The following is a 21,575-nucleotide window of genomic DNA, read 5'->3' on the forward strand; positions in this document are numbered from 1 at the left end:
GATTGTGAAAGCAGCTGCTATTATAACATTGTAAATAAAGGGGCGGTATTCGGATGCAGATCGTTCGTTTGGGAATTATCGGACTAGGAAATATGGGCAAGGGTCATATTGGCTACTTATTAAAAGGTGAAGTCGGTGGAGTTGAAATAACCGCAGTTAGTGATTGTGTACAAGCAAATCTTGCGTGGGCAAAAGAAAAGCTTGGCGATCAAGTCGGATTATATGAAGATCCTTATGAAATGATGGACTCTGGACTTGTTGACGGAGTGCTCATTGCGACGCCGCATTTCTCCCATCCAGAGCTTTCTATTGCTTGCTTTAAGCGTGGTCTGCATGTGCTTTGCGAGAAGCCGGCAGGTGTTTATACGAAGCAGGTTCGCGAGATGAATGACGCAGCCAGCCAAACAAATGTGAAATTCAGCATGATGTATAACCAACGGACAAATCCGATATACGTGAAGCTGAAAGAATTGATAGATAACGGCGAGCTAGGTGAAATAAGAAGAACCAATTGGATTATAACCAATTGGTATCGCTCTCAAAGCTATTATGACTCCGGTACTTGGCGTGCAACTTGGGCTGGTGAAGGCGGCGGAGTGCTGCTAAACCAAGATCCGCATCAGCTCGATTTGTGGCAATGGACAATCAGTATGATGCCAAAGCGCGTCCGTGCTTTCTGCTACTTCGGCAAGCATCGTGACATCGAGGTTGAGGATGATGTAACCGCATTCGTTGAGTACGAGAACGGAGCTACTGGAGTGTTCGTGACGACGACTGGCGAAGCGCCAGGAACGAACAGACTGGAAGTGAGCGGTGATCGCGGTAAAATTGTAATTGAAAATAACCAATTAACATTCTGGCGTCTAACGGTTCCTGAGCCGGAATTCAACAAGCAGTTCAAAGGCGGCTTCGGTCAGCCGGAATGTTGGAAATGTGAAGTTCCTATTCATGGCAGCAACCCTGATCATAAAGGCATTACACAAAACTGGGTGAATGCGATTCTTTTCAATGAGCCATTGATTGCTCCAGGTGAGGAAGGCATCAAAGGGCTTATGCTCTCGAATGCGATGCTGCTATCGACATGGACGGATGGCTGGGTAGATTTGCCCATCGATGAGGAGTTGTTTTATAAGCATCTGCAAGAGAAAATCGCAAGCTCAGCCTATCAAAAGGAGGACTAGAACGATGAGTAATGCAGATGGCATGAAATATGCGCCAAAGGGAAAGCCGAATAGAGTAGTTGAGGATGGGCAATTCGTAATTGCCGCTGTTAGTCTTGATCACGGTCATATTTATGGTATGTGCAACGGACTTGTGGAAGCGGGCGCTACTTTAAAATGGGTATACGACGCTGACCCCGCTAAGGTTGAAGCATTTATCCGTCAATATCCGCAAGTACAGGCAGCTGAGTCGGAAGAGCAGGTGCTCTCCGATGATGAGGTGCAGCTGGTTGCAGCTGCAGCGGTAACATCGGAGCGCGGACCGCTAGGTGTTCGCGTCATGCAGAGCGGCAAACATTATTTTACCGATAAAGCGCCATTTACAACGCTTGAACAGCTCGCGGACGCTCGCGCTGCATACGCAGATACAGGAAAAAAATACGCAGTATATTATAGCGAGAGATTACATGTGGAATGCGCGGTTTATGCGGGTCAATTGATCGAACAAGGTGCAATTGGACGTGTTGTTCAAGTCATTGGACTAGGGCCGCATCGTTTGAACGCTGCCTCCCGCCCGTCATGGTTTTTTGAGAAGGAAAAGTATGGCGGCATTATTTGTGATATCGGATCGCATCAAATTGAACAATTTCTATATTTTACAGGCAATCAGAATGCCAATGTTGTAAACAGCAAGGTGGCCAACTATGCCAATAAGGAGTATTCAGAGCTTGAGGATTTTGGAGATATGACGCTTGTTGGCGAGAATGGGGCAACCGGCTACTTCCGTGTCGACTGGCTGACACCAAGCGGTCTTGGAACATGGGGCGACGGCCGTACTATGATTCTCGGAACAGAAGGCTACATCGAGATGAGGAAGTATATTGATATCGCTAAAGATAAGGATGGCGACCAGCTTTATTTGGTAAACGCAGATGGCGAGCAGCATATTCAGCTTCGCGGCAAAGTGGGCTTCCCTTATTTTGGCCAGCTCATTCTCGATTGCTTGAACGGCACTGAGCATGCCATGACGCAGGAGCATGCTTTCAAAGCAGCTGAGCTGTCGCTTCTTGCTCAGAAGCATGCGACAAAAGTGGAGTAGAAATGTTTGCTGCTAATGGGTAGTTGCTTTTTTGCTCGTACTCAGTATAAAATATGTGAGAATTAATAAATGGAAGGAGTGGGGATATGAGGATCAAGTGCAAGGTTGCGTTAACCAATCGTGTTTTTCATATTCCCATTTCACTTTTACACTAAAGCATCTATTGCTTTAGTGTTTTTTTTTATCCTATGGAGGTGTAACGGCGAATGAGGTACAAGAGAGTTCTTATTAAGCTTAGCGGCGGGGCAGTTGCAGGAAATGCTGAATTCGGTTTTGAGCCTGAACGGTTAAATTACATTGCGAATGAAATTATATCCGTGGTCCGTTTAGGAGTAGAGGTGTCGCTCGTTATTGGCGGGGGGAATATATTTCGCGGCAATATGGCGGAAAGCTGGGGAATCGAAAGAGCGGAAGCAGACAACATCGGAACACTTGCAACCGTCATTAATAGTTTGATGCTTCGCGGGGTTCTGAAAGCTAAAACAGACAAAGAAGTTCGCGTAATGACAGCAATACCGATTACTTCGGTCGCCGAGCCATACATCAGACTGCGTGCAATCCACCATTTGGAGCAAGGTTATATCGTCATCTTTGCTGGAGGCAACGGTCAACCCTACGTGACAACGGATTATCCTTCGGTACAAAGGGCTATTGAAGTGAATTGTGAGGCGCTTTTGGTTGCAAAACAAGGCGTAGATGGCATCTTTAATGCCGACCCTAAATATGATGCCGATGCGAAGCGGTTCAAATCTCTTCATTACAATGATGTTTTGCAATATAATTTGAAGGTAATGGATCAGTCAGCCTTTATATTGGCTAGAGACTATCATTTGCCTATGCATGTGTTCAACTTCGACAAGCCCGGATCCATGAAAGAAATTTGTGAAGGCGGAAACAATGGAACCATCATTAGCGGTGAATCTGTTCTTGCCTACTAATAACTGTTGAAATAAAAAGGACTGCTTATAAAGGTACTCCCGTTTAATGAAAGCCGGGAAATGTACTTTTTAAGCAGTCCTTTGATGTTTTTAGGAGTCGGGAATTTTATAAAGACCTTATTCAACATCATAACAGAGCGGTAATTATAAGTCTATATTTTTAAATGATAATATGTAAAAATTTGATTATCTTGGATGGGAGGTACAGCATGAACCTACAATCATTATTTTCTGAACCTATTATGTCACAGTCCACTCTGGGTGGCTTTGCTAGTGACGTGTTTCTAGTCATCACGGAAGCAGGGGAATACGTTGTTCGGTCATCCGGCGTAGATGAGACCGTTGATGCTCCTTTTGTATGGGCATGCAGCAATTTGTTCGGAAAACAATTAAGCGAGACGTTTGATATGGAGATTATTAATCAATATCTTTCACGATTGACAAGCAATATCGCTATTCCCAGTGTACTTGGCAAGGCCGTGATCGATGGAAGACAAGTGATTTCGGTTGAAAAAATAAACGGAATTCCATTGTCATTTCAAAATAAATCCGCGATGCTGATGGAGGATTTCGGCAGGTCGATTGCGGAGATCCATTCCCATAAAGTTAAGGAATGGGGTTCTCTAAATGGCTCAGTTCGGCATGCATTAGCGGATTTCCCTCACATGCTAGCAGACGCTTTAAGGGTGTTGGCAGCTCGTTATTACAAGGAAAATGCGGCAATCCACGAATCTCTTGATCACCACTGTTCATTAGCTGAAAATATGCCGGTACCGGAGTATGCCTCATGCATCATGCTCGATATGGATCCGAGGCAGTTTCTATCAAATGGAGAACGTGTTAGCGCAATCGTTGATACAGAAGCGTATGTGCTTGGTCCTCGTGAAATGGATTTAATAGCGATTGAATGTTCGTTGGATGAAGCGGGAGCTCATCATTTCCGCAAAGGTTATGCTGAAGTGCTGCCTTTCCCTGATTTATTACAGGTGCGTGATTTGTACCGATATTTCTTCTGCTTACTCGAAATTAAGGGACCGGCTTTTGACTATCACAAATGGATGTCCTTTCCTCACCTATTCGGGAACTTTAGGAACGCAGAAGGGTCTTCTTAATTAGAGAGGTGATGAGGTGGAGCTCGAATATGTGAAGTATTTGGCAAAAGGATTTGAAACGGATGCCGTATTGATTGATTTGATGAATGCACATGGCAACGACGTTTGGAATTTTGCATTCTTTTTAATTCGGAATGCCGATGCGGCAGATGACATTTGTCAGGATGTTTTTTTGACAGTATATGAGAAGCTGCATACATTTCGAGGCGAAGCCAGTATGAAGAGCTGGCTGCTTGCCATTACACGAAACAAAACGTATAAATACAAAAGAAGTGCTTATTTTTCTAAGGTCATTGTGATGGATTTCGTAACAAGAAGGGAGACATCCAGATCAGCGGAAGCAGAAGTTTTTGACCTTATGGAAACTAAATATATTTGGAACACCGTTATGAAGCTTCCGCTGCGCTACCGAGAAGTCCTCATACTGGAAATTCATTATCAATTATCGATGCAAGAAATGGCAAGTTTGCTTCAAATAGCGGAAGGGACGGTTAAATCGAGGCTGCACCGCGCACGCAAAAAAATGACAAGTTTACTGCAAAGTGATTCAAAAGGAGGAAACATCATATGAAGGAGCCAAAACAGTGGGAAGAAGCGCTTAGCCGTTCCCCGTTTGTGAATCCTCGCTTCACTGAGCAATTGAGGGAGAAAATTGTTTATAGGGCCAATGATAAACCGAAGAAAAAGTCTTATATTGCTCGTCTGGGAGCACTTAGTGCAATCGCAGCCGTTCTTGTCTATATACTGTTTGCCACAGATTTGAGCAAGCTGTTTACAAGCCCTTCACAAATCGTCGGAACAAATGGAAGCGGCAGGGTAGAGGAAATTCGAACGGAATACAGGAAGAACGGCGAAATGATATTTCAAGTATTTCCTGAAGAGAATGTGGTAGCGAGTGTCATGCAAGGCTATGTTCTCCATTTCACGCAGTCCATTGATGTTTTTCTTGGCAAAAACATTTCTATTGAAGGTTATCATGCGCAATCGGGAAAACGGTTGACCGTTATGTCCCCTGTGACCATTACAGAGCCGAGCTCAGGGTATGAGACGTTGGAACGTTTTACAACCAGCTTTAGCCTGCCGCTGGGCGGAACATGGACATTCGAGGTCAAGCTGAATGAACAATTTTACGGTGACTTTATTTTGGCAGTGCAGGAGCCTTCGCCATGGATAAGCACATCTACGTTCAAATTGCCGTATACAGGCAACGATGGAATGCCTCACAACTATGTGCTTGCTGGCGAGAAAGACAAGGTTGGATTTCTTGTAGGCCCTTATCAAAATGAGCAAGGATTGATCCTAGACGAGCAGCCGATTGTTGCGGGGAAAGGAAATAAGTACATGTGGTATTTCTGGGGGAGCAAGAAGGAACTCACGGGCAGCTTTAACGTTATGGGCGTAAAAGAAGGCACTACGCAGGAGATTGAAGTTTTCTCTGCGCGCAGTGTGGGCTCTCCGCTGAATGGGGCAGACGCGGTTATTCCATCATCGATGGTACTGCCCGAAGCCGGCATGTGGCGGCTAAACGTATACATTCAAGATAAGTTATTTAGCAGTATTACTATTCAGGTGGAATCGGCGAGCTGATATTCATTATTTTAAAAGGAGAAGGCTTCCATTAGGCAGCCTTTTTAGTAAACTATTTACATAAGAACGTATGTGCGGTAAATTATGGGTATGAGATCTATGCCAGAATGGAGTGCATGCATGAAAGCGTTCATAGAGATAGAAGGAGCAAGGCTGCATAACCTCAAGGATATCAATGTTCGTATACCGAAAAATAAGCTTACAGTCATAACAGGCGTATCGGGAAGCGGCAAATCGAGTCTTGCTTTCGATACGCTATATGAAGAAGGAAAGCGGCGCTATCTATTGTTCTCAGGTACGCAGTATATGGTTGATGCAGTGTCTTCTTTTGATAAAATAACGGGTTTGTCCCCTGCGGTAGCAATTGAGCAGCGTATCGTCCGGCAATCCAATCCTAGAAGTACAGTAGGCACGCGGACAAAAATCGGAAATTTACTTGCCATTTTGTTTGCAACGTATGGCAAACGTGATCCTGCCTACAATGACGGGCTGCCGCTCTCCATGGAGTTGTTTCAGAGGAACTCACCTAAGGGAATGTGTGTGAAGTGTCTTGGTACGGGAAGCCATCAGATGATTCAAGAAGAAGCGATTCTTAATCCGGAAACACAAATCAAAAACGTGTTTGATGGTTTTTTGGTCAAGCATCGTTTTCATAGAGGAAACTTCAAAAAGTTTTGTGAAATATACAAGATTGATATAAATGACAAAATCGGTGTTTTGCCGGATGATGTTTTTCATTCCTTCAAGTATGGCTGCCGCAAGAGTGGATTTGTAGGCGCCGTTGTTGTTTTTACAGATATGATGAAACATATGGCCAGCAAAGTGAAGAGACATGGGAGCAAAGACAAAGAAGTGAATTTATGGGGGATTAATGCGGATTCCATCCCATGCCCCAAATGTAAAGGCACAGGTCTTGGCCTTCAGGCGATTCATACCACAATTGGTGAGAAAACGATTAAAGAGCTCGAGGATATGTATATCAACGAATTGCTTGCGTTTTTGCAAAAGCAGCACGCCAATGTATCAAGCAAAAATTTGCTGGATGAAATGGTCATGAAACTTCAGTGTATGGTCGATGTAGGGCTGCATCATCTTTCTTTATCGCGTCCAGTTCCTACGCTCTCAGGCGGTGAAATCCAGCGTCTGTTTCTGGCGTCTTTTATTATTGCGGATATGGATTCTATTATTTTTATATTCGACGAGCCTACAATCGGATTGCATGAAGTAGAGAAGGAGATGCTGATAAGCATCATTCAAGGCTTAGTGGAGCGAGGTAACACAGTCGTTGCCGTAGAGCATGATCATAAATTTATGCAAGCAGCCGATTACATTGTCGATCTTGGACCCGAAGCGGGAGTTCAAGGCGGAGAGCTCATTTTCCAAGGCAGCTACCTTGATTTTATGGCTTGTGAACGATCGCGAACAGCCCCCTATCTGAATGGCACCAAAACCTTGCATGTCAAAACACAATATAAGTTAGCCGATCCAAGCAAAGTACTTAGGCTGGAGCATGCGAGCCTACATAATCTTCGGGATGTCTCCGTGACGATACCTCTTGGACTGATGGTAGGAATAGCGGGAGTATCAGGCAGCGGCAAATCCAGCCTAATCCAGCACACACTAGTACCAAAGCTTAAGCAATCACTCCAAAGCAAGTTCATATATGACAACGATGATACAGAGCTTGTGCTGCAAGACGAGGTGACGTTACTTGGATTCGAGCAGATTAAAAAATGTATAGTGGTGGACCAGAAGCCCATTGGAAGGAGCAAAACCTCTTGTCCAGCAACCTATACAGGTATATTTGATCGAATCAGAACTTTGTTCAGCAAAACACCTGATGCGGTGGAAAAAGGATATACAGCTGGTCTGTTTACCGTTAATTCTGAAGGAGGCTGTAGAGGCTGCAAGGGCGAAGGTTTTAAAAACCATTATGTTGGCTTCGGCAACTTCATAGAGGTAGAGTGCGATATGTGCGGGGCAACAGGATTTGTTGAAGAGGCTCTAAGTGTAAGGCTTGAGGGAAAGAACATAAAGGAAATTATGATGATGAGTGTCGCGGAGGCCAGCATTTTTTTTGGAAATGAACAATCTATGGCTTATGACAAAATGATATCGGCCACGCTCAGTACGCTAGAAAGTGTAGGGATGAGTTATATTACGCTCGGCCAAAAGACGCCATCTATTTCAGGCGGTGAAGCGCAGCGGATTAAGCTTGCCAAGGAGCTGTGCAGGCAAAGCGGGAAAAATAATGTATATATTTTGGATGAACCGACGACAGGCCTTTCTTTCTCAGATACGGAGCGGCTGATGACATTGCTGCAGCAGCTCACAGATGCTGGCAATACGATTATCATTACCGAGCATGATCCAGCTGTGCTTGCCAATTGTGATTATATTATCGAAATGGGACCTGGTGGCGGAAATGACGGAGGAGCTATTATCGCGGAGGGCATGCCGCTTGAACTAATGTCGAACAGTCATTCCATCATCGGGAAATATATAAAGCAGGTGTTGAAATGAGCTTTGAATGGCAGTTGTCCACTCCCGAGGCGGAGGGAATGGATGCTAAACTTCTAGAGCAGATAGATGATTATGTGAAGCAAAAGCGATATAGACTCATAAACAGCGTGATCATTGTGAAAAATGGGAAACTGGTTTATGAACGTTACTTCAATAAGTGTAATGAAAATACGAGGCATTCCATTAAATCAGTATGGAAGAGTATTTTAGCCATCGCTGTAGGCATCTGTTTGGACAAAGGCTTGATTAATAATCTGGATGAACCGATAGGCAATTATTTGCCCGCCTTTGCTGGTCATAACCATCATTATCATAAGCTGATTACGATTCGGCATTTGCTAACGATGTCATCAGGCATTTACTGGAATGGCGGAGTTCATTACCATTGTCCGATGATGCAGCAAATGATGCGTACGAATGACTGGCTATCGCATATCGCTGATATTGACATGCACAGTGTTCCTGGCATGAATTTTCAGTATAAGGAATGGGATGTCATGTTGTTATCAGCGGTCATAGGCAAAGCATATGGAAGCACATCCTACGACCTCATTTATCATGAAATGTATAAACCGCTCGATATCGCCAGTGGAATTTGGCCGAGCAGTCCATGCGGCTTCTCCTATACGGTAATGAAGGGTGAAGAACAATCGGATTTGTCTGCTAGAGATATGGCTAAGGTAGGTTTGCTATTTTTAGGAGATGGCAGTATTAATGGCAAACAGATTGTTTCTCCAGCGTTTGTGAAGCAAGCGATAACCCCATCCTATCCGTCCTATGGTTTTTTGTGGTGGCTGTCTCAAGCTGGATATGGATGTCGCGGATTTGGCGGACAAGAGGTGAATGTCATTCCTGAGCATCAATTTGTATCCGTCATACAAGCGACCCCCACACCATCGAGTAAATCGTATCCGGATATTCATGACTTGTTTCTTAGCCAAGCGATTAAATAAAAGCTGCTTATAATCTGAACGTTAACGGAGGATAAACCTATGAATACGGTCATTTATATGGTTAGACACGCAGAATCGCCTTTTGAATTTGGACAAGAACGAACACGCGGGCTTTCGGAGGAGGGTTTCTCAGAAGCAAAACGTGTTGCAGAGGTGCTGGGCGATGTCGATATTCATTTTATGGCATCCAGCTCTTACACGAGAGCGGTGCAGACGATTGAGCATTTAGCAAAGCGGAAAGCGATGACGATTGTAGTGTATGAAGAACTGGTGGAAAGAGCGATAAAGGGTTTGGATTATAAGGCTACTTGGGACGTTCTATATGAAGCGATAAGGAATTCTTTTATCGATATCGATTTTGCTTTGGAGGGCGGCGAAACGACTCGAAGCGCACAACAAAGAGCGATACCCGTCATAGAGAGAATACTGGAGGAGCACCGAGGTAAAAACATTGTTTTGGGTACCCATGGCAATATTATGACGATCATTATGAACCATTATGATAATAAGTTTGGATTTGATTTTTGGAATACGACCTCGAAGCCGGATATTTATAAATTAACATTTAATTTGAATAAGCTTGAGCATGTGGAAAGGATATGGACTTAAGTAAGGCGACGAGAATCCATTGAAACCAGTGGTCATCCTGTAAAGGATGGCCTTTTTGTATGCTATCATTCCAACGAGATCGTTCATTACATATATAGGATCATGTATTATTTTTTTGCAACAGACCAGATATTTAGTGTTATACTCGCTATTAAATTAACAACTTATGCGGAAATTCATCAGTAAATGAGTGAAAGCGACCGCATGAAGATGGAGCGTGAGCGGATTGAAAATACTAATTGTAGACGATGAGCCAAGGCATCTCAGAGGAATGGCTAAATTAGTTAGTGCGATGCGGCCAAAAGCTGAAATATTAGTAGCGAAGGATGGGGCAGCTGCTATCGCTATCATTCAACAGGATCAACCGCAAATTGTACTGACGGATATCCAGATGCCTAATATGGATGGATTGACATTATTGAAATGGCTTGAGGATAAGGAACATCGACCGAAGGTAGTTATGGTATCGGCTTATAATTTATTTGAATATGCGCAAACCGCTCTGCGCCATGGCGCTTATGACTACTTATTGAAGCCGATTGATATAGACAAAGTGGAGGATATCTTGGGGCGGCTTGATGCACAATTAGCGGCGGAGTCTATGCAAAGTGAGGCTTCCGAAAAACTGCAGCATCGGCTTAAGCTCACCTCCTCTGCCTACCGGAACAATCTGCTTTTGTCATGGTTAAGCGGCAATCTATCAGCAGCGGAGCAAGTGGAGCTTGAAGCACTCGATATTGTGCAAGGAAGCGGTACAGTTATCTTTTCTGAACTCACCATTCGTCTTGAGGAGGATAAGAGCCTCTACACACCTGCATTGCTGCAGCAGCTGGAGCATTTAGGGTGCTGCTTCGGTCACGCCAGTACCTTCTCTATTAATTCACTTCGAGAAGATGTATTCCAAGCGATTACCATTGTGCGTACGCCGAGCCCATTCCTTAGACGCGATGAGATTCGATTGGCATTTAGCGAACTATACAAGGAGTGGCTGCCGTATGGCCGGCTTGTTCATGGCATGGGGACGAGCTGTTTATCTTTAGTAGAGCAGCTGCCGCATTCTTACCGAACAGCTCAAACTGCCTGTGAGTATAATTTTCATGATTGCTGGCAAGGGGTCCTATTTCATGATGAGCTGAACCACTCCAGCAAGTCCTTTCACTTAGATGGGGAGCGGCTTTTTGAAGCGTTGCAGGATAATGATCCAATGGCTGCCATCCTGCTGTGCCGATCTGCCTTTCAAGAACTGGCAGGCGAGGGCCACACGGAACCGCAGCTTATTAAAGAGTGTGCCTCACTCACACTTATGAAGCTTAAAAGCCGAACAAGAGATGTTGTCGAAAGAAACTTTGGAAGCGTCCTCACGAATACGGTCGTAACGGAAATACCTGCATGCGATAGTTATGGTGAGCTGCTGGCGCTCTTGGAGTCTCAAATTCGTGATCTGCACCAAGCGTTACGGAACATGAAGCAAGGGAAAAACGAGATTATTATGGAACAGTGCTTGAGCTGGATACAAGAGAATTATATGGAGGATTTGACACTAGAGATGGCAGCTGAACAGTTTGCCTTTAATCCGTCTTATTTCAGCACATTGATTAAAAGCCGTACCGGAAAGTCTTTTTCTGACCATATCACCGAGGCTCGGATGCGACGGGCAAAACAATTGCTCAGAGATGGCCATTTGAAAATTTATGATATAGCTGCGCAATGCGGCTATCGCGATACGAAGTATTTTTGCCGAGTGTTCAAGAAGCAGAATGGACTATCGCCGGAAGCTTATAAGCACAAATCCCTTACAACGAATAGAGACGAGATATGAATATGACATTTCGATCACGGTTGTTCATCAGCTATATCATTCTAATTGCTTTGCCGTTCCTTGTGTTAAGCGCTTTATTTTATCGTACAAGCCTTAAGGTTGTGACGGAGCAAGCGCAAAAAAATGTTTATGAGATCGTCAAAAAAAATAATGAAGTCATCGATACGAAGCTCAAAGTTGTCGATCAGAACAGTTTGGCCTTGTTCGTAGACAAGGATCTATTTCAAATTTTCAGTCAGCTGAATCCAGCAAAGGCTGAGGAGCTGCTGGCAGCTGATCGACGCGTATCTACTATTCTCAGCAAATATTTTTCACAAAACGACGATGTTTACGCCTATCAGCTTTGGACTTCTTACTTCACCTTCGGCAATTCGCAAAACATGCCGCAAGGAGATCCTACACTTTCAAATATTTACAAGCAAGCTGTGCATGAGGGTGGAAAAATGATTTGGTATCCTACCTATGATTTTACGGAGATGTTTGATCAGTCTTATCTTTCCAAGAGCATGATCGATTATCGCTATTTATATTCAGCCACGCGTTTGCTCAATTTCTCACATATGGAAGACAGTACATTAATTAAGCTGAATCCGAATGTGGAGCGTCCAGTGCTTACGATAAGCTTCAAATCGACTGTACTGGATGCCCTGTTTGAGAAGAGCATACCAGTCGGTTCCCGCTATATGGTATTAGATTCGAACGACATGGTAGTTGCCGGCAGTGATGTGTCACAAGTGACAAAAAGCTTCAACGAGAATTGGGTGGATTCATTCCGCATGACGGGAAGCGGTACTCAGCGAATGAAGCTGAACGGCGAGAATATGATCATATGCTTTGACCGCTCAACCGTAACCGGATGGTTGTCGATCGTAATAACGCCGGAGTCTGCATTGGTAAGCAACCTTGTGCCTGTTATTCGAACCTCAACGATTGTGTTAGCTGCTATATTGAGCGGAATCGCATTTTTATTTGCCTATTTTATATTAAGCCGCATCACAGGTCCGATTAAGAAGCTGCTCGGAGCGATGAGATCCGTTGGCGAAGGCGATTTTCAAACCCGCGTGGAAGTCAGCACGAATGACGAATTCGGCATCTTGATGCAGCGATTTAACCGGATGAATGATCGGATTCACCTGCTCGTCAAAGAAAACTATGAGATTAAGCTAAAGGAAAAGGAAGCAGAAATTCACGCGCTCAATATGCAGATGAATCCTCATTTTCTGTATAACACGCTCAATATTATGAATTGGACAGCGATTGAAAATAATCAGAAGGAGCTAAGCAAGATGCTCGTCTGTTTGTCCAATATGCTGCATTATACTTCTCGGAAGGAATGGGGCGCCGTTCATCTGTCAGAGGAAATCGAATGGATGAAAAACTACTTTTATATTATGTCTGCACGGTTCGAAGGCAAGTTTACCGTTAACTATGAAATTGATCCGATCCTTTATGATCATAAGCTGCCTAGGCTGCTGTTTCAGCCGTTTGTTGAGAATGCTATTTTGCACGGGTTTAATCAGATGGAAGAGGGAGGCGTTATCCTCATTCGCGGCTGGGCAGAGGAGGGAAAACGTTTTTTTGAGATTAAGGATAATGGACGAGGAATAAGCGAAGAGATGATCAAGGTGATTTTGTACAAACAATCTTCGTCGGTCGGCATTAAAAATACGATCTCCCGTTTACAGATGGCATACGGTGATGAATACGGCATCGAGATTCGGTCCGTGCCAGGATCAGGTACCAGCATTCTGATAAGACTGCCGCTTGATACCTAATAATAGTCCACCATTCCAATAATACTCGGGTTTTGAAAGCGTTATCTATCGATTACAATAAAACCATCATAGACTGCAGCTATGAGCCAATGAGATGGATAAATGAAAGGGGCTCGTTACGAATATGAGAAGACAATGGAAATCGGTTTCCGTTCTCTTAGTTGTGCTGCTTATGGCAATCAGCGTATTATCGGCTTGCACGAAGTCTGATTCGGGTAACAAAAATTCTCAGGCTGGGGCAACGAATGGCTCAAGCAACACCGAAAATACGGGCAGCGGTGAAAATGTATCCAAAGATCCGATCAAACTGCGTCTTACCGCTTGGGGCGCACCTGATGAGATCGCAGCATTTAAGAAAGCAGTCGCTAGTTTTGAGGCTAAGCATACCAATATTAAGGTTGATTTCCAAGCCATTTCAGCGGATTACGATACGAAATTAACGACCATGGTAGCTGGCAACGATGAGCCGGACATTGCCATGATGGAGTCCAGCACGATCGCTTTTCCTTTAGCGGAAGAAGGCAAGTTCGTCAACCTTCAGGATTTCCTTGATAAGGATACGGAGTTGACTGTGGATAGGCTCGTTCCTAACATTATGTATTCCTCGGAGCCTGGCAATGTAGTCGGTATTGCGCCTGGCCCAGAATCTTTTGCTTTATTTTATAACGAAGATGTATTTAAGGATGCAGGCTTAACACCTCCGCCAGCCAAAGCTTCTGAAGCGTGGACATGGGATCAGTTCGTAGAGGTTTCTAAGAAACTTACGATGGACAACAAAGGCAAGAATGCGACAGAAGAAGGCTTTGATCCTAAAAACATTAAACAATTCGGAGTCAACGTACCAACTTGGTGGGGCGCATACAGCAACTTCATCTATTCAAATGGCGGAGACTTCTTGTCTGAGGACGGCAAAACCTTTGCTCTGAACCAGCCAGAAGCTGTAGAAGCTATTCAGAAGATTTCCGATCTTATTAATGTTCATCATGTAGCGCCGTCACCTGTTCAAGCGAAAAATATACCAGGCACCAACGTTGCGCTGCAAACCAAAAAAGTAGCGATGGCATTTGATGGTCAATGGGCAAGCACAAGCTTGGCACAATCCAAATTCAATTTTAACGTTGGCGTGCTTCCCGTGATGAAACAGCCGATGACGACTGTCGTTTCTGGCATGTTTTCGATGTTTAAATCAACGAAACATCCGGAGGAAGCATGGGAGCTCTTGAAGGCGCTGATTGATCCAGAAGCTTCAATCGAGCTGCTAACTGCCGGCACTTGGATGCCATCTCATAAAGAGTGGTACACGGATGAATCTTACCTAACCAGATGGACTGAAAACCTGCCTTCTCGCCCATCGGGCTACAAGGATGCGGTCGTTGAGATGGTATTGAGCAACAGCCATGCAACACCAACCGCTTATGTGAAAAACTTTAATAAAATTATGGATATCGTTAATCCAGCACTCGATAAAGTTTGGTTAGGCCAGCAAACCGCTCAAGAGGCAATGGATTCTATCGCTGCGAAAGCACAAGCACAGGTTCAAGGACGTCGTGACGTACAATAACCAATTAAAGAAAGAACTTTAGTCAGATTGACGGCGTTCTTCCTGAAGACCGCCGTCTTCTTAGGATAGGAGGCAAGTATGGGCATGGATATTCCTGCGCAAACCATTCCAGCAGTCAGTAAAAAAAGTCGCATAAGAGAGCGTAAGGCGTTATTCTACGGGTTATTGTTTACAGCTCCTGCCATACTAGGCTTCATCATATTTACGCTCGGACCTATGATTGCTAGTTTGGTGCTCAGTTTAACCGATTATAGCGTGTTCAAAGATACAACCTCATTTATTGGTTTCGATAATTACGCCAAGCTGTTCTCAGGTGAAGATGATTTATTTTATAAATCACTAGGCGTTACCTTCTATTTTGTTATTCTGCGGGTACCTGCCGTCATCATCATCTCTTTTCTGCTGGCGCTGCTCCTTAATATGAATGTAAAGGGTAGATCGTTGTTCCGCACCATTATTTATTTGCCAAGTATCGTTCCAGCGGTTGCATCGTCCATGATATGGCTGTGGCTGCTTAATCCAGACCTTGGGTTAGTCAATACCGTGCTCGCATGGCTTCATTTGCCGACAAGCAACTGGTTGTTTGGCGAGAGCAGTGTTATTCCATCTGTTGTCTTAACGACGCTTTGGGGAATAGGCGGCACGGTCATTATTTTTCTAGCGGGGCTTTCGGGTATTCCAAAGCAGTATTATGAAGCCATTGATGTCGATGGCGGAGGTTGGATGCATAAGCTGCGCCATATTACGATCCCGATGGTAACGCCAACAATCTTCTTTAATACAATCATGACGATTATCGGTTCTTTCCAGGTGTTTAGCGAAGCCTACATTTTGACACAGGGCGGGCCCAATAATAAAAGTTTATTTTTCGTGTTTTATTTGTGGAGTACAGCATTCCGTGATACAGAGATGGGTTATGCATCTGCCCTGGCATGGATTCTTTTTATCATTATTTTGTTCTTTACGTTTATCGTATTCAAAACCTCGAAATCTTGGGTTTACTACGAGGGGGAAAAATCATGAGAGAGTCCAAACTCAAGCTGACAGCAGGTTATGCGGCCCTTATTATTATTTCAGTTATGTTTATCATTCCGTTCGTTTGGCTGATTCGAAGCTCAGTGATGGATTTGTCGCAAATTTTCGTTATGCCGCCGGAATGGATTCCAAATCCTTTTAAATGGGATAACTACGAGAGAGCACTTACTGTGCTGCCTTTCGGACAATTTTTCAAAAATACGCTTATTATTGTGTTCAGCGTTATTATCGGAACTGTGCTGACGAGTACGATCGCAGCCTTTGGTTTCTCTCGTATTCAGTGGAAAGGCAGAGACACCATTTTTGCAATCCTCATGACCAGCATGATGCTGCCTGCTGCGGTTACGTTAATTCCGAGCTTTCTCGGATGGAAAACGCTGGGCTTCTATGATACGTTCTATCCCCTTATCGTACCGGCGTTCTTTGGCGGAGGTATCTTTAATATCTTCCTGCTGCGCCAATTCTACATGACGATTCCGCGTGACTTTGACGAGGCTGCTTTTGTGGACGGGGCTAATTATTTTCAAATTTACTGGCGTATTCTTATGCCGCTTAGCCGTTCGGCTGTTATCGTCGTTGCGCTATTTACCTTCTTAGGTTCATGGAATGACTTTATGGGGCCGCTTATCTATTTGAAGAGTGACAGCCGCTTTACGCTAGCACTTGGCTTGCAAATGTTTCAAGGTAGCTATACAGCGCAATGGGATTTGCTCATGGCGGCTTCAGCAACTGTCGTTATGCCCTGCGTGCTCGTATTTTTAATCGGCCAGCGTTATTTTCTGGAAGGCATTACGTTAACGGGATTGAAAGGATAACAATTAGCGATGAAAGGATGGTTAGACATGACATTAACGGAAACGAAGGCGATAAAAGGCTGGCAAAACGTGCCCTTTACGAAAGTTGAGATCGATGATGCTTTCTGGAGGCCGCGGCTGGAAGTTATCAAAAATATTACGATGAAGGCATGTTTAGTCAAATGCGAGGAGACAGGCCGAATTGACAATTTTGCAATAGCAGGCGGACTGCTGGAAGGCAAATTTGAAGGGATGTATTATAACGACTCCGATGTGTATAAGGTGCTTGAAGGTGCCGCTTATGCACTTATGACGGATCGTGATCCAGTACTGGAAGCAGAGATCGATCGCATTATTGATCTCATAGCTGCGGCGCAGGAAGCGGATGGATATTTAAGTACTTATTACACGCTTGAAGCGCCTGATCTCAAATGGTCGGATATGGAAAAACACGAGATGTATAATGGCGGCCATCTGATTGAAGCAGCGGTTGCTTATTTCGAAGCGACAGGCAAGCGGAAGCTGCTGGATGTAGCATGCAAAATGGCTGATCATTATGATCGCGTATTTGGCCCTGGCAAGCGGCACTGGGTGGAGGGGCATGAGGAGATTGAGCTTGCGCTTGTGAAGCTTTACCGCACGACCAGCGAGGATCGTTATTGGAAGCTGGCGCTTTGGCTGCTTGAAGAACGTGGCCATGGTCATGGTAAAGGTGCCATTTGGGACAAAGTGGAATGGGGCCCTGCGTACTGCCAGGATGATGTACCTGTTCGAGATATCGAGAAGGTAACAGGACATGCTGTACGAGCGATGTATTTGTACACCGCGATGGCTGATGTCGTGCATGCTTCCGGTGATCCGACGTATATTGATGCGCTGCACCGCGTTTGGTCGCATACGGTTGAAAGGAATATGTATGTGACAGGCGGCATCGGGCCGTCTCAGCATAATGAAGGCTTTACACATGATTACGATTTGCCGAATGATTCGGCTTATTGCGAGACCTGTGCGGCGATCGCTATGGTTTTTTGGAATCACCGGATGAACTTGTTGTTTGGCGATGCCAAATATGCCGATGTTGTAGAGCGGGAAATGTACAATGGCGCTTTAGCCGGAATCTCGTTGTCTGGCGACAAATTTTTCTACGTCAATCCGCTTGCATCAAAGGGCGAGCATCACCGCGTGGATTGGTTTGGCACTTCTTGCTGCCCGACTAACCTAGTTAGATTTTTACCATCCATTGGACAATATGCTTATGCTGCTACGGATGCTGGAGTAGTCGTCAATCAATACATGAACGGGGAAACTGCTTTGGAAATAAAAAGTGGGACAACCGTCAAACTTAAGCAGACAACCGCGTACCCTTGGGATGGAAAAATCGAAGTAGCGGTAAGCTTGGATCAAGCGGAAACGTTCGAGATCCGGCTTCGTGTTCCTGGCTGGTGCAGAGGATATAAGCTATCGCTTCTAGGGGAGCAGCCGCAGCCATCGGAAGGAAAGATCGAAAATGGTTATCTCGTATTGAATCGCTGCTGGACACCGGGAGACTCCATTGTATTAGAGCTGGATATGCCGGTTGAAGTTATTCGGTCACGGCCGGAGGTGGAGGCTAACATTGGAAGAATAGCTCTGCAGCGCGGACCTGTGGTGTACTGCATGGAGCAGACTGATAATATGGAGCTATCCTACGATGAATTTTCTCTTGCAGCACATGACCCGCTATTCATTGAGCACCGAGCAGAATGGCTTGGCGGCGTGACTGTTCTGAAAGGAAAAGTGGCTGAAGGCAGCGCTTGTTTATTTATTCCTTATTATGCATGGGATAACCGAGATGCGGGCTTCATGCAGGTATGGATTCGTGAAAAAGAAGATCGTCACTTATATCGTTATTAAGCAGAATGCTTTAAAATGAAATAGATAGATAAGCAAAAATCCGAGAGACAAGACGCTTTTTTATAAAGTGTCTATCTTTCGGTTTTTTGTTCAGGAAGCAGTTAAAGGGAGACATAATAAATGAATGTCGTAAACGCAACATTAGAAGATCTAAATGGATGGTTAGAGCTGGCTGCTGAGGTGGAGTACCTCTTTGGCCCAATGGTAGATGATCCAAACTTTGTTCTGGCACTAGAGAGAAATATACATCAAAATCGCGCGTTCTGCGTGCGGGAATATGATGGTTCGCCAGGGTGCAGCCTGTTAGGGGGACTATTGCTTTCTACATCAAACGCCCCAAGCTACAAAATCGGCTGGTTGTCTGTCTCCGCTAAAGCAAGAAATAAAGGCGTGGCATCGGCATTGCTGAATCATGTTCTAACGCTTGTAGATGTTCCTTCAGAAATAGCAGTCACAACATTTGGCGATGATATTCCAGACGGGATGCCTGCAAGGCGCCTTTATGAGAAATTTGGTTTCATTCCCTTGGAGAAATCGATTCCAAACGGTCCCGAAGGCGGTTCAAGGCAAAAGTTCCAATTGACGATTGCTCATCGGTAATGATGATTACAAGTTTAGTTGTCTAATCGTTATTACAAATCGTTGTGTACCGTTTTACCTGGATAAAACATAGCGCTCTCTACTTTCTCGTTTTCTTTCGCAGAGATGGAAGCAGCTATTAATTTAAATACTATAGTTTTACTCCCCAAGGATGATTCATATTTTTCCAAATGCGATTTGGACAACGGTTGTTTATAGTAGCCAGGCACATATTTGTCCAGCATGCTTTGCATAGCTTTTGCAGCCTCGTCTATTTCATTAACAAACTGTATTTTCCCAGAAATCATAACGCTCATATAAGAAGTATCGGTATGAGCAGGTACGGGGTCAGTTAATGTTCCATATTCTTCACTTACGGTAAAACAAGCTTCTGGATTTTGCTCGATATAGGAGATTTTCCGCCCTTCAGCAGCACCATGAAAATAAACCGTGTCGTTCAGCCAAGTGAAATTTAACGGAACAACGTAAGGGATTCCAGCGGCAGATTGGCCAAGGAATCCTGTTTTTGCGTTTAACAAAAAGGTTTGAATCTTGCCCTGATCAGTACACTCTCTTTTCTGTAATCTTACAGGAAACATATTTAGGCACACCCTTTGTCTTTATGATAATGTAATAGTAATGAACAATTGTCCCTGTGAAAAGGGGCAGATTCCGAATATTTCATGGGGTCAGGTGCTGCATATGATTGAGATTACTCCTTTACTCGATAAGAAGGGAAAACATCCTTTATACTCGCAGCTGTATACGTATATTAAGGATCAAATTGAATCTGGATCAATGGCTGAAGATACTAAGCTTCCATCGATTCGTGAGTTGGCGCACTATTTGAAGATTAGCAAAAACACTGTAGAAGCTGCTTATCAGCAGCTGCTTGCAGAAGGGTATGTGGATAGTAAAAGTCGTAATGGGATAAGAGTGCTGCCGCTAGAGGATGTGAATACCAATCGAGATTCAGTTCAAGTGGGCTCCACTAAGGATATTAATTGGAAAAGGTATCGGTATGATTTTAACTATGGTGATATTGAATGGCATCGTTTCCCGATGAAGATATGGAAAAAATGTTTGTCGGATGGTTTAAATGGTGACCCTTATCGAATATTGGGTTATGGACATCCACAAGGAGAAGAGGAGCTTAGGGAAGAAATTGCAAAATACGTCTTTCAATCTCGCGGAGTATCGTGCAGCTCCAATCAAATTATCATTTGTTCAGGAACACAACATGCCGTAAGCATGTTATTGCAGTTTTTGTCTCTAGGGGGGCAAAACATAGCTATGGAAGAACCCGGCTATAATGGCGTTCGAACGATTTTTAAAAATCATGGCTGCGAAATTACGCCCATTTCGGTCGATTCTGATGGCTTGAACATAGAAGAGCTGCAATCAAGCAATGTCAACGCAGTGTATGTGACACCATCACATCAATTTCCATTAGGCATGGTGATGTCAGTACAGAAACGAATGAAGCTGCTCCAGTGGGCAAACCAAAAAGACGCTGTCATTATTGAGGATGATTACGATAGTGAGTTTCGTTATGTTGGCCAGCCGATTCCCTCTCTTAAAGCATTAGACTCAGGAGAACGTGTCGTTTATTTGGGGACATTTTCGAAATCGTTTTTGCCTGCGGCCCGATTAAGCTATATCGTCTTGCCAACAAACATGCTAGAAAAGCGGGATGAGATGTTTTCCGTTTACAGTCAGCCTGCATCACCTATCATTCAGCAGGCCGTGTTTTTGTTTATGAATCGCGGACATTTTGCTGGGCATATACGCAAAATGAGAAGACTGTATCAAGCGAAGCATAAAGCTTTAGTTACTGCGATATCACTGTATATGGGTGATCGTGTAAGTATCATTGGGAGCAAATCAGGACTGCATTTGCTGCTTGATGTTAAGGATAGAGAAAGCGGCCAGCTGATCGAACGGGCAGCAGAAAATGGGGTAAAAGTGTATTCTCCGAATGTACATTGGATGGATAGTGAGCGCTGTCCGGCATCATTTGTATGGCTCGGATTTGGCGGAATGAGTGAGGATGATATTGAAGAAGGCATTCGCCTGCTAAGCCATGCTTGGTTTGGCTCAGCATAGGAGATTTATTCTAATTGCATGTGTTATAATTT

Annotated in this window: 18 protein-coding genes; 17 read left to right on the top strand and 1 reads right to left on the bottom strand. The window is 44.3% G+C overall.

Translation table 11 applies throughout. The annotated features are described in order from the left end of the window. The first annotated feature begins 53 nt into the window (after positions 1-53). The 16 genes from AC1DOV_RS08040 to AC1DOV_RS08115 all read left to right on the top strand — a co-directional run bounded on the left by AC1DOV_RS08040 (position 54) and on the right by AC1DOV_RS08115 (position 19,458). On the top strand, positions 54-1,181 hold the full coding sequence (locus AC1DOV_RS08040; RefSeq protein WP_477549652.1) for a Gfo/Idh/MocA family protein: 1,128 nt from the start codon (positions 54-56) through the stop codon (positions 1,179-1,181). A 4-nt stretch (positions 1,182-1,185) separates the two neighbouring features. After that, the gene (locus tag AC1DOV_RS08045) at positions 1,186-2,259 is read left to right on the top strand and encodes a Gfo/Idh/MocA family protein (RefSeq protein WP_477549653.1); all 1,074 of its coding nucleotides are present in this window, start codon (positions 1,186-1,188) and stop codon (positions 2,257-2,259) included. 206 nt (positions 2,260-2,465) lie between these two features. After that, complete coding sequence (gene pyrH, locus AC1DOV_RS08050) at positions 2,466-3,197, top strand: UMP kinase (protein WP_477549654.1); 732 nt, start codon at positions 2,466-2,468, stop codon at positions 3,195-3,197. Between the two features lie 209 nt (positions 3,198-3,406). Further along, a complete protein-coding gene (locus AC1DOV_RS08055; RefSeq protein ID WP_477549655.1) occupies positions 3,407-4,309 on the top strand; it encodes a phosphotransferase in 903 nt (300 codons plus the stop codon). 16 nt (positions 4,310-4,325) lie between these two features. Then, complete coding sequence (locus AC1DOV_RS08060; protein ID WP_339207584.1) at positions 4,326-4,880, top strand: sigma-70 family RNA polymerase sigma factor; 555 nt, start codon at positions 4,326-4,328, stop codon at positions 4,878-4,880. Continuing rightward, positions 4,877-5,896, top strand: a complete 1,020-nt coding sequence (locus AC1DOV_RS08065; RefSeq protein WP_477509418.1) for a DUF4871 domain-containing protein — start codon at positions 4,877-4,879, stop codon at positions 5,894-5,896. Before AC1DOV_RS08060 ends, AC1DOV_RS08065 begins: the two co-directional genes overlap by 4 nt. 120 nt (positions 5,897-6,016) lie before the next feature. Beyond that, entirely contained in the window at positions 6,017-8,419 is a 2,403-nt protein-coding gene (locus tag AC1DOV_RS08070) for an ATP-binding cassette domain-containing protein (RefSeq protein ID WP_477549656.1), read from the top strand. Next, positions 8,416-9,372 (top strand): serine hydrolase domain-containing protein, encoded by a 957-nt coding sequence (locus AC1DOV_RS08075; RefSeq protein ID WP_339207588.1) that lies wholly within the window; start codon positions 8,416-8,418, stop codon positions 9,370-9,372. Before AC1DOV_RS08070 ends, AC1DOV_RS08075 begins: the two co-directional genes overlap by 4 nt. Positions 9,373-9,411: 39 nt before the next feature. Then, positions 9,412-9,981: a histidine phosphatase family protein gene (locus tag AC1DOV_RS08080; protein WP_477549657.1), complete on the top strand. Its 570-nt coding sequence runs from the start codon at positions 9,412-9,414 to the stop codon at positions 9,979-9,981. Between the two features lie 226 nt (positions 9,982-10,207). Continuing rightward, positions 10,208-11,800 (top strand): response regulator transcription factor, encoded by a 1,593-nt coding sequence (locus AC1DOV_RS08085; protein WP_477549658.1) that lies wholly within the window; start codon positions 10,208-10,210, stop codon positions 11,798-11,800. A gap of 2 nt (positions 11,801-11,802) precedes the next feature. Then, the gene (locus AC1DOV_RS08090) at positions 11,803-13,575 is read left to right on the top strand and encodes a sensor histidine kinase (RefSeq protein ID WP_477549659.1); all 1,773 of its coding nucleotides are present in this window, start codon (positions 11,803-11,805) and stop codon (positions 13,573-13,575) included. A gap of 124 nt (positions 13,576-13,699) precedes the next feature. Further along, the gene (locus tag AC1DOV_RS08095) at positions 13,700-15,136 is read left to right on the top strand and encodes an ABC transporter substrate-binding protein (protein ID WP_477509412.1); all 1,437 of its coding nucleotides are present in this window, start codon (positions 13,700-13,702) and stop codon (positions 15,134-15,136) included. Between the two features lie 84 nt (positions 15,137-15,220). Continuing rightward, positions 15,221-16,159 carry a carbohydrate ABC transporter permease gene (locus AC1DOV_RS08100; RefSeq protein WP_076268074.1) on the top strand — a complete coding sequence of 313 codons (939 nt, stop codon included), beginning with the start codon at positions 15,221-15,223 and terminating at the stop codon, positions 16,157-16,159. After that, complete coding sequence (locus AC1DOV_RS08105; RefSeq protein WP_076267977.1) at positions 16,156-16,986, top strand: carbohydrate ABC transporter permease; 831 nt, start codon at positions 16,156-16,158, stop codon at positions 16,984-16,986. The genes AC1DOV_RS08100 and AC1DOV_RS08105 overlap by 4 nt, the downstream gene beginning before the upstream one ends. Positions 16,987-17,013: 27 nt before the next feature. Then, entirely contained in the window at positions 17,014-18,858 is a 1,845-nt protein-coding gene (locus AC1DOV_RS08110) for a glycoside hydrolase family 127 protein (protein ID WP_477549660.1), read from the top strand. 120 nt (positions 18,859-18,978) lie between these two features. Then, on the top strand, positions 18,979-19,458 hold the full coding sequence (locus AC1DOV_RS08115; protein ID WP_477549661.1) for a GNAT family N-acetyltransferase: 480 nt from the start codon (positions 18,979-18,981) through the stop codon (positions 19,456-19,458). A gap of 32 nt (positions 19,459-19,490) precedes the next feature. Here the strand turns inward: AC1DOV_RS08115 and AC1DOV_RS08120 are convergent, their stop codons facing one another. After that, positions 19,491-20,036: a pyridoxamine 5'-phosphate oxidase family protein gene (locus AC1DOV_RS08120; protein ID WP_477549662.1), complete on the bottom strand. Its 546-nt coding sequence runs from the start codon at positions 20,034-20,036 to the stop codon at positions 19,491-19,493. Between the two features lie 103 nt (positions 20,037-20,139). On the opposite strand from AC1DOV_RS08120, the gene pdxR reads away from it, so the two are divergent. Beyond that, positions 20,140-21,543 (top strand): MocR-like pyridoxine biosynthesis transcription factor PdxR, encoded by a 1,404-nt coding sequence (gene pdxR / locus AC1DOV_RS08125; RefSeq protein WP_477549663.1) that lies wholly within the window; start codon positions 20,140-20,142, stop codon positions 21,541-21,543. Positions 21,544-21,575: the final 32 nt, after the last annotated feature.

This window comes from Paenibacillus sp. 01T47 (assembly GCF_056398245.1).